Here is a 13,684-nt window from a genome sequence, read left to right on the forward strand (position 1 = left end):
CCGACGCTGCCGCGTCCACCGCAAGCCCGGCTCGCGAACATGACGACCACAAGATCGCCCCTCAAGGATGAGCCGGGATGGGCGACACATACGCCAAAACCGAATTTCGGTAAAGTGGAATCTTTTTGAGCATTGGGATTGACGACGCCGCGACACACGAGGCCAAATCATCCCTTCGGCCGCACCGGCGTCCCATCGGCCATGAGGGTCACGCCCTTCCGCTCGACGATCATCGCGTAGGCCCGCGGCTGGCGGTGGACGTCGAAATTGAAGGTGGTGCGCTTGTAGGAATTGCAGAGGTCGAGATCGCAGCGCGCCAGCGCGATCTCGTCGCCCTTGGTCGTGCATCTCGCGACGATCTCGCCGGAGGGCGCGATGATGCAGCTTCCACCGATATGGTCCACGCCCTCCTCGACGCCGGCCTTGGCGACGCCGACTACGAAAGTGCCGTTCTGGTAGGCGCCGGACTGCATCACCAGATGATTGTGGAACAGCGAGAGATCGTCATGCTCAGGCGCAGGCGGATTGTGCACCGGCGTGTTGTAGCCGATCATCACCATCTCGACGCCCTGCAGGCCCATCACCCGGTAGGTCTCGCTCCAGCGGCGGTCGTTGCAGATCGCCATCCCCATCACGCCACCGAACACCTCGGTCACGCCGAAACCGCTACCCGGCTCGAAATAGCGCTTTTCCAGATGCTGGAATTCGCGCCACGGCTCGTGTTCTGCGTGGCCGGGCAAATGGACCTTGCGATACCTGGCGACGATCGTGCCGCTCTGGTCGACCAGGATGGAGGTGTTGTAGCGCCTGACAATTCCAGCCTCGATCGTCAGCTCGGCATAGCCTAGATAAAATCCGATGCCGATCTCGCGAGCGAGATCGAACAGCGCCTGAGTCTCCGGCCCCGGCATCTCGCGCTCGAAAAAGCTGTCGATCTCCGCCTGATCGTCGAAATACCAGCGCGGAAAGAAGGTGGTCAGCGCGAGCTCGGGATAGACGATCAGGTCGCAGCCATTGGCCCTCGCCTGGCGCATCAGGGCCATCAGCCGCGCCACGACTTCGGTCCTCGTCTCGGTCCTCGCGACCGGGCCAAGCTGGCCGGCCGCGACATTCACAAATCTCGCCACGAATCTTTCCTTCGTCCGCTTCCCGGATCACGTCGCGGCAGAGCCTATCGCGCGACGCGCCGCGCGCACAGCCTCGGTGTCCGGCAGGGTGCCCAACCGAGAGGCAGCCCTACCGTCACGGGGGAAGCGCCGACTATGGCTTGTGATTTAACGCATACACATCGCGCGGAAACGCCCTCACAGCGCGCGACTTACCATCCCGCCGAGGCTGAGACAGGCGCGTTAAAGAACATCGTCTGATCGCGCGCCGCCATGCGCGATGGCTGGCGTCGATGGTGCCGCTCCGCAATGCGCTTGTTCGGAACGGTCCGCGCCACTTCCTTCGGCGTCGCGGCAGGCTGCGTCACCATCGCAAAAGCTTGGCGCGGGCTCTCCTGCGTCGGGATCGCGTTTACGACGGCAGGTACGGAGGTCGGCGGAACCGCCTCGGCCTTGGACAGGGAAATTTGCCGTACCCTGGTATCAAGCACGATCTTCTCGGGCCAGACTTGCGCAGAATGAACGCGCGCAATCGATCGATCCGGACCCGTCCCGGCGGCCGCGCTCACGGGGCCACCCATGTAGTGATCTGCAAGGAACAGGAGGGCGAGCAGAGCGCCGCCGATGAAGACGAAATAGCGGATGAGCGGCATGGGTCCCTCGATCGCCTCGTTGTCGAGGTCCCTGCAGCAACGGGAAGGAGTGGCAATCGTTCCGGAGCGTCCTCGAAGCAATCGCGCCCGGCGGAGAACCAGATCTGCTCCCTCAGCCCGCGCGCTGGCATTCTCCTTGCTGCACGACAGTCAATCCCTCAGATCCGCAGTGGGTCTGTCTCAAAGTGAGGCGATTGCCATGCAGCCGACGTACCGTTTCGAAGCGACCATGCCGACCCAGCTCCACGCCCTGATCTCCGATCTGCGTTGGCGCATGCAGATGATCGACGCCGACATTCTGGACGAAGAGCGGAGAGCTGGAATCTCCGATCCCAAAAACCTCGCCTACCCCATGCTCGCGCAGAACCTGAGGGCCCGGCGCGACAATATCCAGGTGAGTATCGCAATTCTCGAAAGCCGGCTTGAAAAGCAGTCGCCCGAGTGGCCGCGCGCTGCCTGACGCGCACGATCTGGGCGATAGCTCGAGCCGCACCCCGATACCGCGAGGGAACTCGCGTTGCCCATCTGCAACGGTTCCCTGCCGTCTGAAGCCGGACAAAACAAACTCCCATTCCGGCCACGAACCGCTCTCACAACGCCGTGAGACTAGCAGGGGAACGACGATGCGTGCACAACGCGTTTGGAAAGTGAACGGGGCCGCCAGCATCGGGCAGCTTCAATCGAGACTGGACGATCTCAACAAGCGTCTCGGTCAGCTCGAAAACCAGCATCCGGAGAGCTGGAAGGTCGAAGAACTCAGATCGAGCGCGCTCAGGCTGTCGCGCGAGATCGACGACATCCGCTGCGCCGAAGCGACGGCGGCACTGAGCGAGTTGCTGCGGAAATAGCCGGCGTTTGCGATTCGCCTGGCGCGCAAGGAACCAACGTTGGCCCCCGCCATTGCCATGCCGAGCATGGAGCAAAATCATGACTAGGCACCTGACGCGGACCTATCTCGCCCGCGGGGTGGCCGGCGCGGTGTCCACGCTGGTCCTGTGCGCGGCGACGGCATTCACCATCGCGCGCCATTTCGCGCTGTGAGGTAATTCGCATGACGTCCGACCCCGAGGAATCGGTAAGGCTGCAAGGCTTCGGCGAGATGACGTTGCGCACGGCCATCACGACGCTGATGCTGCTTGCGCCGCGCGAGCGGGTGGACACCGCCATCTTCCGTGTCCGCGACGGCGAGCGACTGGCCACGAGCGAGATCGCCGAACTCGCGTCGAGCTGGGGCATCGAGCCGACGGTTCACGTCAGGTCCCCGCGACTCGTCCCAGACCGGCACTGGCCGGAAATCGTTCGCGGCATGGTGCGCGAGGCGCCGTTGCCGTCGCTGATGGTGGCATTCATGCTCGGTGTGCTGGTGGCGAGGCGGTAGTCCCCCGACCTGCCGTGCCGCGCCGCTCCATCAGTGCCGGCGAGCCAAGGGCGCTTTCTGCCGCCGCAAGCGCCCTTCTTGGACACGAGCTTTGGACCCGAGCCGCTATTACGTGAACATGAAGTAATCGCTGTGAAGGTTCGCGACCGTGGACCCCTTGATCAGGATTGTATCGTGGCTGTCCAGTGTGACCAGGACATCCGAACCCTGCTGGGTCATGTGAAGATCGTTGAAACTTGCAGCAAGCAAAGAGCTGACCGAGATCTTGTCCGTGCCGGCGGAGGTATCGGTGTTGAAGCTGTAGACCGTGTCATTGCCGCCCTGATAGGCTACCGTGCCGCCATTGGTGGAGCGGAAGTAGAACGAATCGTTGCCCGTGCCACCGGCAAGATTCAAGTTGTCGGCATAAGCATAGACTTCGTGGGCCCCGCTGGTGTGCGTATATTCGCGCATCGTCAGGTTGCCGCTAAGATCCATCGTATCGGTGCGGATATCACCGGTCCCATCCTGGCTGTAATAGTCGACAGCACGGGCGCCGCCAGCCTCGATGAGCGTGTGGTTGAGGATCGCACCGGTGCTGGAGTAGTTGGAGATTTCCTTGCTACCATCTGAATTGTGCTTTTCCAGATAATCGTAGCTGCCGTCGGAGTGGAAGCGTTCGACGAGCGTTAGGTTGCCGCCGTCGTCGTTGGCTTGATGCGTCGAGGTGTAGGACTGCCCGGTGATTTGATAGACATAGGCATCCGACGAGCCGTCCTTGTGAAGAACGCTGTCCTTGATCAGCACACCGCCCGTATAGGATTTATTCTCTGCGCTACCGTCCACGTTGGCCGTGTACTCGGTCAGCTTGTAGCCGGCCAAGGTGTCGTAGGTGGCGGTGGTGGTGCCGGTCGAGGTGACCGAGACCTCCGTGCTCAATTTGCCGGTGCTGGTATAATAGTCGTAGAGCTTCGAACCATCCGCGTGGTAGGCCGCCTTGTAGTCGTAAGTGCCGTCGGAGTGGAACCGTTCGACAAGTGTTGCATTGCCGCCGGCGTCACTGGCTTGATGGGTCGAAGTGTAGGACTGCCCGGTGATTTGATAGACATAGGCATCCGAAGAGCCATCCTTGTGAAGGACGTTGTCCTTCGTCAGCACACCATTGGTGTAAGTCTTGTTCTCAGCGCTGCCGTCTGCATTCGCAATGTAGTCCGTGAGCTTGTAGCCCGTCGCTGTGTCATACGTAGTTGTCGTGGTGCTGGTCGATGTGATGGCCACTTCGGAGCTGTGAAGCCCTGAGCTCGTATAGTAATCGTAGACCTTGGAGCCATCCGAGTTGTAAACCACCTTGTACTGATAGCTGCCGTCGGCGTGGAAGCGCTCGACCAGCGTCACCTTGCCGCTCGCGTCGCTCGCCTGATGGGTCGTCGTGTAGGACTGGCCCGCGATATTGTAGACGTAGACCTCGGACGCCCCGTCCTTGTGACGGACGTTGTCCTTCATCAAAGCGCCGTTTGCATAGGCCTTGTTGTCGGCGCTGCCGTCCACGTTTGCCGTATAAACGCTGAGCTTGTAGCCCGTCGTCGCATCATAGGTCGTTGTCGTGGTGCCAGCCGACGTGATGACCACTTCGGAGCTGTGAGCTCCCGTGCTCGTATAGTAATCGTAGACCTTGGAGCCATCCGAGTTGTAAACCACCTTGTACTGATAGCTGCCGTCGGCGTGGAAGCGCTCGATCAGCGTCACCTTGCCGCTCGCGTCAGTCACCTGGTGGGTCGTCGTATAGGACTGGCCGATGACATTGTAGACGTAGACCTCGGACGAGCCGTCCCTGTGAAGGACGTTGTCCTTCATCAACACGCCGTTTGTATAGGCCTTGTTGTCGGCACTGCCGTCCGAATTGATCGTATGAACCTGGAGCTTGTATCCGGTCGCGGGATCATAGGTGGTCGTGACCGTGCTGGAAGACGTCACGCTGATTTCCGTGCTCAGCGCACCGGTGCCGCTGAAGTAATCATAAACCTTGGAACCGTCAGTGTTGTACACAGCCTTGTACTGATAGCTGCCATCGGCGTGGAAGCGCTCGATCAGCGTGACCTTGCCGCCCGCATCGTACGCAGTGTGATCTGACGTGTAGGATTGGTCGGTAATGCCGTAGTGATAATAGTCGAGCCGCCCGTCGGTCTGCGCAATGCTTTTCGAGGTGATCGCACCGCTGCTGCTGACACCCCAAACGATGGTCTCGGTAAGGGAACCGCCGGCGTCAAAATCCTGCTCCTTGATCCAGCCGCTGCCGCTCCAGGTGACGGAGAAGGAATAACCGCCGTCGATCTTCGACAGGAGATCGCCATAGCGGGCAATGACGTATTGCATGGTCTCGGACGACGAGACGGCCAGAACATGCGAGTCGCTCAAGGTCACCTTTTCCAGTCCGGCGGCGCTCACCAGAGTGTCCATCTGAGCGACGAAGTCGGCCGATGTCATCGTGAGGTCGTAGTCCACCGTCGTCGGGACTTCGGCCGCTGCGGAAGGCGCGCCGACTTCGATCACCAACGGGTGATCGCTGAGCCCGATCTGGATCGTGCTGGTGTTGTAATACACCGCAATCGGGTCGGTACCTGTCAGCGGATCATAAACGTAAATGACACTTTCCACCTGCCCGAGACGAACGGTAACGGAAGTTTCCGGCGTCGTGATTTCGGTCTGGGTCGCATTGTCCCATACGAGCGTATCGGCCCATACGACGAGATCGCTGACGCCGCCTGACTTGTTCATCAGCATCGTATGAGTGTTGCTGGGCGCATTGGAAAGCGTATAGCTCAGATCCGAGCCGGTATGAGAGCTGCCGTCGTCACCGTGGCTCAAGATGGTCGTCAGATTGTGGAGGGCGACAGCGGCTTCCTTAGGCGTTCCATCAACATGGAAGAGACCGAACGAGGCTTCCTTTTCGCCGCGAGACGCCGAGGATGGCGAGTCAAACAGCTCGTAAAGATAGGTGGCGGAGGATCCGTCTTCATACGCCAGAAGCAGATTGGAGAGGACAAGCTTCGCCTGCGCGTCTTCGTTTACGCCGATGCCGGTGACGCTCGACAATGTCGTATAGCCGGTCTCCGTCACAATGACCGGATCGTTCGTCGAAATATCCTGCGCCAGACCGAGATCGTCTTCGATCTGAGCGTCAGCAAGCGCGCCTGTCTGCACATAGACGTGGGCATTCGCCGCGTCCGAATAGGCGCTCATGTCGCCGACTACAGCGTTCGTCGCGTCGGTCTGGTATCCGATACTGAAGTTGACGACGGTGACGTCGCTGAGAACACCGTTGGCCTTCACAGCGGTATAAAGAGCCTCCTGAAACGCTGCTGCGCCTTCAAGCGAGGTCAGTCCGTTGTAGGAAAAGGTGTTCAGGTTGGCTTCGTTGATGCCTTCGATGGACGACAGAGCGCCCGGGTGCTCCGTCGCGAACTCCGCAAGAGAAGCGATGTAGCTGGCCAGCCCGCTGCTGCCCGACTCGGGCAGCGTGTAGCTGACGCGAAAATCGAAAGAGATACCTGCATTGGCAAGCGCGTCGACGACGGCATTTGCATGCCCGATTGCGCTGTAAGAGTCGCGAACGTGACTGATGCCCAGATAGTTCAGGCTGCTGATGATCAGGCTGGAGTTTGTATATGCGTCGGTATAAGCGCCCGCATTGGTGTTGGCGCCGAGAGAATTCAAGAAACTCGACGCGCTGGTAACCGTCGTGTTTGACATGTAGAGCCCCATTGGTCGTGGAGCTCAGACTGGCAAGCTCTCCTAAGAAAACTCCCTTCATGAAAGCTAAAATTGTTCGGCTTTCGCCTAAATTTTCGGCTGTTCCCTACATCAGCGAGGATTCCATGCCCACATCAGGATGACGGTGGAAGGAACCACCAGAATTCACGTCCGCTCGCGCGAGATCGACGACATCAGCTGAGCCGACGCAACGGCGTCGTTAAGCGAGCTTCTGCGCAACTTGCCGGCGCCCGATCATTCGGCGTTACTCGGGAACCGGCCTCCCCTCGCCGCCAGTTCCATGCAGTGCATGGAACAAGATCATGACCATGCGAGCCCATCACGCACGCGGCGTCGCCGGCGCGGTGTCCACCCTGGTTGACGAGATGACGTTGCCCGCGGCGGTCGCGACGATGACGGTGATGGCGCTCGCGCGGCGCGAGCAACAGGAGGCTGCCATCTTCCGCGTCCGACGGCCCGCGTTTGGCCGCGAACGAGATCACTTCGCCTCGGATTGGGGCATGACGCCGATGGTGAAAGCCAGTTCGCCAAGCAGGTCCCGGAGCAGCGCTGAGCGAACATCGCGCGCGGCATGGTGCGCGAGGCGCCGTTGCCGTCGCCGATGATGGCGTTCCTGGTGGGCGTGCTGGTGGTGCGACGGTAGTCCTCTGACCTACCGCGCAGCGCCGGACTATCTTTGCCGGCGAACGAAGAGCCATGCCGCGCGCACAAGCCGCCCCTGGCTTTTGTGCGTTATTATAGATGCTTAGCTGTAAAAACGACTCGCGGAGGCTCCGTCTAGGTCAATCGGTTACAGCCGCGATGTAAACGGCCGGAACGGTTAGGGGGGTCACATCGGGAATTGAGTAAATCCAGGCAGTCATCGCGAAAACATTGACGATGAGCTTGGCATCCGCACCCGTCATCGAGCGAGGCGGCAGGTTCTCACATGAGCTGACTCACATGATCAAGCTCACCTTCACGGCTCAATCAGCGGACTATCGGCCAATAATCTACCTTTCGCGGAATGCGCGGTTCATCTGATCGCTGAATGGCTTTAGGAGATAGGAGGCCGCGGTGCGTTCCTGTGTGGATACAAACACTTCAGCGGGCATGCCCGGGACGAGCTTGAGCCCCTTCAGTTGGACAATCTCATCCTCGCTTGGAAGCAGCTTTATCTGGGTCAAATAGTACTCCTGACCGTTTGCCGGATCGCGCGCCGATGCTGGCGACACCATCGCCACCGTGCCCTTCAATTCCGGTGTCGTTGTACGATTGAAGGCAGTAAGCCTGATACGGGCAGGCTGCCCTACTCTTACCTGATCGATGTCAGCCGGTGAGACTTTGATCTCGAATTTCAGTTCAGCGTTCTCCGGGACCACGGTCGCGATCTTGGCAGCCGGCGTGATGACGCCTCCCACCGTGAAGGCAAACAGTTCATTGATGTGGCCAGAAGCCGGCGAACGGATTTCGGTGCGAGAAAGGCGATCCTCGATCGCGAGCCGACGCTCGTGAAGCTCCGCGATTCGCGCGTCCACCGTGCGCAGCTCTTTCTGGGCTTCCGTGGCCGCGTTATGATCGACGGCAATGATTTGGACCCGAATCTCACTGGTCCGCACCTTGGCGCGAGCGATGCTCGCCTGAATTTCGCCGCGCTCCCCGAGCAGGCGCGCCGTATCACGGTGGGCTGCGTAAACGCGCTGATGTTCGACAATCTTGCGCTCGAACAGATCTTGCAGCTTGTCGCGTTCGGACATCACCAGCTTCAACTCCTCCTCCTTTGCGGCGAGGCGCGCTTCCATGCCCCTGATCTCCTCGCCGGTCTGGCCGATGCTCAGTTCGAGCTGCTCCTTCTGGCTGTCCCTGGCGATCTTGTTGCCGGTGAAGAGGCGGGTTTCACCGTGGATCACGTCGTCGGCAGTCCTCGAGAAGATGGCATGAAGATCCGACGGGATTTCAATGGCCGCCAAGTTGTCGCGTTCGGCTAGCAAACGCGCGCGGCGTCCAAGCGATTCGACGAGCTGGGAGCACACGATGAGAAGTTCCGCCCGGATCTGAACGTCGTCGAGGGTTGCCAGTATCTGTCCCTCACGCACGAACTCTCCCTGCCGAACCGCAAGCGTCTTGACGATGCCGCCGTCCCGATGCTGGACCTCCTTGAGGTTCTGGTCGACTTTGACGGAGCCCGGAGCAACGATGGCCCCCTCCAGCATCGCCATCGCGGCCCAGCCGCCGCAGCCGGCCACGAGCATTCCACTCAGCACCGTGCCAGCCAGGATACGTGGCCAGAGGCGAAAAGGCCTCGCGGCTACAGCCGGCCTCTCGGACCTGGCGGGTGCCGGAGCGGGCACGAAGTCGGAGGCATCGACATGCTTCATGGCTTGGTGTCCTTTACGAGTGAATGGCCGCGAACTGCAGATGGTGGTGACCGGAAATCTCGATAGTCAGGACGTCTTCCGGATCGGGGCGGTCGGCCACGTCAATGGCGGTATATTGACCATCCGCAAGGTCTTCGAAGCGGAAGCGAACCGCTCTGCCATGGCCGCTATTGTCGTCATCCGCGTAGACTTGTTCGAACAAGTCCTCGATCTGTTGCTGCGCGTCATCATCACCAAGAATGATCTGATAGCTTGCGACGACGATTCGGTCCCCGATCGTGAAGTCCGTGATCTTCCGTACCACGTCGCGACCGGGATCCTCACTGGACCCGCGCTGGAACTCAAAAACGTCGCGACCGGCGCCGCCCGTCATCGTCACGGAGGCGTCGGCGGACACGATGCGATCGTCGCCGGAACCCGCAATGATCTCCTCGAAACCCGCAATCAGGTCCTCGCCAATCCCGATGCCTTGCGCTGTTCCGTTGCGCAGATCGATGGTGACGTTCAGCGCGGTCGCCGAATAATCCAGCGTGTCGTAACCCGAATTTCCGTCATAATTGTCAGGAGCCGCATCGGCGGATGCGACCACATGATCGTCGCCCTCCCCACCCCTGACGATATCGGCACCGGCGCCATCCGAAATGGAGTCGTTGCCCGAGCTTCCAACCAGAACGTCATCACCGGCACCTCCCGTGATCACGTCGTCGCCGGCCCCGCCGTCGATCGATGCTGCGGTCGTGCCCGCACCGAGAATGTCATCGCCGGCGCCCCCGACAACGACCTCGAACCCGGCGATACTGTCCACACCAATGTCTTCACCGACCACACTGCCGGTGCTGAGGTCGACGACAATGCTGCGCACGGCCGACGAATAGTCCAGCGTGTCGGTCCCGTTGCCGCCCTCGAACGTGTCGCTTGTCGCATCGGCCGAAGCCAGGACGCGATCTTCGCCCTCCCCACCCCTGACGATGTCGGCCCCGGCGCCGTCTGAAATGGAGTCGTTGCCTGAGTTTCCAACCAGAACGTCATCACCGGCACCTCCCGTGATCACGTCGTCGCCGGCCCCGCCGTCGATCGATGCTGCGGTCGTGCCCGCACGGAGAGTGTCATCGCCGGCGCCGCCGACAACGACTTCGAACCCGGCGATGCTGTCTGCACCAATGTCTTCACCGACCGCACTGCCGGTGCCGAGGTCGACGACGATGCTGCGCTCGGCCGACGAATAGTCCAGTGTGTCTGTCCCAATGCCGCCCTCGAACGTGTCGCTTGTCGCGTCAGCCGAAGCCAGGACGTGATCGTCGCCTTCGCCACCCATGACGACGTCCGAGCCCGCTCCATCGGCAAGCGTGTCGTTGCCGGCGTTGCCGGTCATGACGTCGTTGCCCGCGCCTCCGGCCAATACGTCGTTTCCGGTGCCGCCCGACATCTGGTCATTGCCCGCACCACCATCGAGCGTGTCGTCGTTCTCATCTCCCTGAAGAAAATCGTTTCCAGAGCCCGCCAACAGGATGTCACGCCCTGCGCCGCCTTCGATGTGGTCGTCGCCATCTTCGCCGTAAAGTGTATCGTTGCCGGCTTCACCGAAAATTCTGTCGTTGCCGGCGCCGCCGAATACGATGTCGTTGCCGGCGCCCGCGAATACAATATCGTTACCTGCGCCCGCGTAGACGACGTCGTCGCCCGCGCCGGCCAAGATGTGATCGTCGCCATCGCCCGCGAATATCTTGTCGTTCCCCTCGCGGGCGTCGATGTTGTCGTTGCCGCCGAGCGCGATAATGGTATCCGCACACTTGGTACCAAGCAGATTGTCGTCGCCTTCGGTCCCGATGATCGGTGGCGCCTCGACGACATTGAAGGATGCGGTCTGAACCACGAAATCGCTGCCGTCGCTGACGGCGTAAGTCAGAGTGACTTCGCCGAGCATGCCGCGGTCGTGCGCGAACTCCCAGCCGCCGTCCTCAGTCCGCGTCAACGTGCCGGACGAGGAGGACAGGCCGACCACGGTGAGACGATCGCCGTCCGGATCGGTGGCGCCCGCCAGCAGCGCCATGATGGTGATGGTGAGCGCCTGACATCCGGCCACATCGGGCAGGTGGACCGGGCCGGAAAGCCGCGGCGCGCGATTGCGGATATCCGGCGCCGGACCTGGAGAATCGCGCGTATTGTTGGGCTTGTCGCCGCCGCCTCCACCCCCGCCTCCGCCGCCTCCACCATTCGGAGCATCGGGGCGGTCAGGAGAGCGTCTGTCGCTGGCGCTCCTCGGCGTTTCGCCGCCGAAATCAGTGTCGAGTTTCGGCTGCGAGGTACGCGCCAGTGCGATGACGTCACTGGACCCCAACGCAACGGCTTCCTCGTCCGGGCGGGCTGAAATCCGTACCGCTTCAGTCTTGCCGGACGTTTTTGCAGCCATCTCGACATCACCGGGCTCGGCTTCCGAATCGGCGACGGCGTCGTCCTCCTTGATGGCCTGCTCCTCAGTATCCGAGCTGTGCGGCGGCCGGTGATCATCGTGCTCCGCCAGCGTCGCCGGCAGGAAGCTCTTCAGGTAGGCGGTGCAGGAGCCGACGATCAGCAGAAAGATGAGCGGCACGAAACGACGGCGCCGATCCTCCTTCTCCTCGTAGTCCTCACGGTCGGGCCCGGTCTCGCTGGTTTGCCGCTTGGTGGCCTGAATGTTGATCATGCGGGCCTCCTCATCTGGGATTCGGTCTCACGGGTTTCGGTAGCCGCCGTCGGCTGCAGGACCGGGGTCATGATGTCTTGCTTCTTGCCGAATGCGACCATGCGGCCAGCTTGAACGATGGCGACGAGGTCGACTGCAACCAGCGCGCTTGGCCGGTGCGCGATCACGATGGCGATGCCGCCGCGGGCTCGTATGCTCTCGATCGCGGCCGTCAGCGCCGCCTCTCCCTCTCCGTCGAGATTCGAGTTCGGCTCGTCCATGACGACGATGAAGGGATTGCCATAGAGCGCGCGTGCCAACGCCACCCGCTGCCGCTGGCCAGCGGATAGCGCGCAGCCTTGAGGTCCAAGCCTGGTGCGATAACCGTCCGGCATCCGGACGATCATGTCGTGGACGCCAGCCGCTTTCGCAGCCTCTATAACCTTACGGTAGTCCGGATCCGGCTCGAGACGGCAGATGTTGTCCTGGATGGTGGCATCCATCAGGGCGATCTCCTGCGGCAGATAGCCGATATGTTTGCCGATCTCGTCCTCCCGCCATTGCGAAAGATCTGCGCCGTCGAGCCGGACGCTGCCGCGCAGCACTGGCCAAATCCCGGTCAACGCCCGCACCAGCGTGGTCTTGCCGCCGGCGCTGGGGCCGATGATGCCGAGCGCCTGGCCGGCCTCGAGCTCGAAGCCGACCTCGCTCAGCACGACTTGACCTGATCCCGGCACCGCGACCGTGATCTTGTCGACCGAGAGACGCTCGGTCGGCTCGGGGAGTTGCATGGGTTCATCGGCGGCAGCGAGCGCCACAACGGTGTCCCGAAGCCGATGATAGGCCATGCGCGCGGCGATGAAGGATTTCCAATTGCCAATCGCGAGATCGACGGGAGCAAGCGCCCGGGCAGAGGCCACCGATACTGCGATGATCGTGCCGGCGGACAGTTCGCCTTTGATGGTGAGATAGGCGCCGAGACCGAGCAGCGCCGACTGGAGCACCATGCGCAGCACGCGCGACACCGCAGCGAACGAGCCGGTTATGTCGTTGGCGCGGGTCTGGAGCTCGAGATGCTCCCCGTTGGCCTCGTTGAAGCGGCCCACGGCACGGCCCGCGAAGCCCATCGCCTTGAGGACTTCGGCATTGCGCGCATTGCAGTCCGCAATGCCATTTCGCGCGATCGCAGATTTTCGTAAATTGACGGCGAGCCGCTTGGTCATGATCTCGCTCACGACCGTGAGCACGACGAGAACGAGGGCGCCAGCTACGGTCAGTGCGCCCAGCATCGGATGCAGGACATAGATGAAGGTGAGGTAGATTGGCATCCACGGCAGGTCGAACAGCGCCGAAGGACCCTGGCTGCCGAGGAAGCCGCGGACCGTATCGACATCGCGACCGCGCTCGAGCGCCTCGGAGGTCGAGAAGCCGAAGCGCGGCATGTCGATGGCGACCCGATGCGCCAGCGGTGCAATCTTGCGGTCGATCCGAGCTCCGACCCGCACCAGTACCTGGGAGCGAACTACGTCGAAACAGCCCTGGAATAAATAAAGCCCGATCGCAAGCGTAGAGAGTACCAGCAGCGTCGGCACGCTGCCGCTGGTCAGGGCCCGGTCGTATATCTGCATCATGTAAACCGAGCCGGTCAACGCCAGCACGTTGATCATGCCGGAGACCATGAAGAGGAAGAGAGCAACGCCTCGCAGGCCCTGCGTCAATTCCCTGAGCCGGCGGCGTTTCGCAGCGGTAAGTTCTTTCGATTTCGCCATTGGGTGTGA

General features: G+C 61.5%; 9 protein-coding genes. 3 read left to right on the plus strand and 6 right to left on the minus strand.

All coding sequences use genetic code 11. The features are described 5' to 3' along the window. Nucleotides 1–167 precede the first annotated feature (167 nt). A complete protein-coding gene (locus JQ572_RS31470; protein ID WP_211386726.1) occupies nt 168–1,127 on the minus strand; it encodes an N-carbamoyl-D-amino-acid hydrolase in 960 nt (319 codons plus the stop codon). A gap of 191 nt (nt 1,128–1,318) precedes the next feature. Continuing rightward, complete coding sequence (locus JQ572_RS31475) at nt 1,319–1,759, minus strand: hypothetical protein (RefSeq protein WP_211386727.1); 441 nt, start codon at nt 1,757–1,759, stop codon at nt 1,319–1,321. Between the two features lie 199 nt (nt 1,760–1,958). On the opposite strand from JQ572_RS31475, the gene JQ572_RS31480 reads away from it, so the two are divergent. From JQ572_RS31480 to JQ572_RS31490, 3 genes are all read left to right on the plus strand, one after another. Beyond that, the gene (locus JQ572_RS31480) at nt 1,959–2,219 is read left to right on the plus strand and encodes a hypothetical protein (RefSeq protein ID WP_211386728.1); all 261 of its coding nucleotides are present in this window, start codon (nt 1,959–1,961) and stop codon (nt 2,217–2,219) included. A 163-nt stretch (nt 2,220–2,382) separates the two neighbouring features. Beyond that, nucleotides 2,383–2,607, plus strand: a complete 225-nt coding sequence (locus tag JQ572_RS31485; RefSeq protein ID WP_211386729.1) for a hypothetical protein — start codon at nt 2,383–2,385, stop codon at nt 2,605–2,607. Nucleotides 2,608–2,810: 203 nt separating this feature from the next. After that, a complete protein-coding gene (locus JQ572_RS31490) occupies nt 2,811–3,137 on the plus strand; it encodes a hypothetical protein (protein WP_211386730.1) in 327 nt (108 codons plus the stop codon). A 108-nt stretch (nt 3,138–3,245) separates the two neighbouring features. Here JQ572_RS31490 and JQ572_RS31495 read toward each other — a convergent pair whose 3' ends face one another. The 4 genes from JQ572_RS31495 to JQ572_RS31510 all read right to left on the minus strand — a co-directional run bounded on the left by JQ572_RS31495 (nt 3,246) and on the right by JQ572_RS31510 (nt 13,675). Next, a complete protein-coding gene (locus JQ572_RS31495) occupies nt 3,246–6,866 on the minus strand; it encodes a hypothetical protein (RefSeq protein WP_211386731.1) in 3,621 nt (1,206 codons plus the stop codon). A 1,013-nt stretch (nt 6,867–7,879) separates the two neighbouring features. Further along, a complete protein-coding gene (locus JQ572_RS31500; protein ID WP_211386732.1) occupies nt 7,880–9,244 on the minus strand; it encodes an HlyD family type I secretion periplasmic adaptor subunit in 1,365 nt (454 codons plus the stop codon). Nucleotides 9,245–9,257: 13 nt separating this feature from the next. Then, the gene (locus JQ572_RS35365) at nt 9,258–11,927 is read right to left on the minus strand and encodes a cadherin-like domain-containing protein (RefSeq protein ID WP_211386733.1); all 2,670 of its coding nucleotides are present in this window, start codon (nt 11,925–11,927) and stop codon (nt 9,258–9,260) included. After that, entirely contained in the window at nt 11,924–13,675 is a 1,752-nt protein-coding gene (locus JQ572_RS31510) for a type I secretion system permease/ATPase (protein ID WP_211386734.1), read from the minus strand. The genes JQ572_RS35365 and JQ572_RS31510 overlap by 4 nt, the downstream gene beginning before the upstream one ends. Between the last annotated feature and the right edge of the window lie 9 nt (nt 13,676–13,684).

Origin of the sequence: Bradyrhizobium sp. SZCCT0153 (assembly GCF_018129995.1) — a bacterium.
GTDB classification, from domain to species: Bacteria; Pseudomonadota; Alphaproteobacteria; order Rhizobiales; family Xanthobacteraceae; genus Bradyrhizobium; species Bradyrhizobium japonicum_G.

Excerpts from the sequence above, each read along its gene's own strand:
- JQ572_RS31475 (WP_211386727.1), bottom strand. The coding sequence starts at position 1,759 with ATGCCGCTCATCCGCTATTTCGTCTTCATCGGCGGCGCTCTGCTCGCC.
- JQ572_RS31480 (WP_211386728.1), top strand. The coding sequence starts at position 1,959 with ATGCAGCCGACGTACCGTTTCGAAGCGACCATGCCGACCCAGCTCCAC.
- JQ572_RS31485 (WP_211386729.1), top strand. The coding sequence starts at position 2,383 with ATGCGTGCACAACGCGTTTGGAAAGTGAACGGGGCCGCCAGCATCGGG.
- JQ572_RS31490 (WP_211386730.1), top strand. The coding sequence starts at position 2,811 with ATGACGTCCGACCCCGAGGAATCGGTAAGGCTGCAAGGCTTCGGCGAG.
- JQ572_RS31495 (WP_211386731.1), bottom strand. The coding sequence starts at position 6,866 with ATGTCAAACACGACGGTTACCAGCGCGTCGAGTTTCTTGAATTCTCTC.
- JQ572_RS31500 (WP_211386732.1), bottom strand. The coding sequence starts at position 9,244 with ATGAAGCATGTCGATGCCTCCGACTTCGTGCCCGCTCCGGCACCCGCC.
- JQ572_RS35365 (WP_211386733.1), bottom strand. The coding sequence starts at position 11,927 with ATGATCAACATTCAGGCCACCAAGCGGCAAACCAGCGAGACCGGGCCC.
- JQ572_RS31510 (WP_211386734.1), bottom strand. The coding sequence starts at position 13,675 with ATGGCGAAATCGAAAGAACTTACCGCTGCGAAACGCCGCCGGCTCAGG.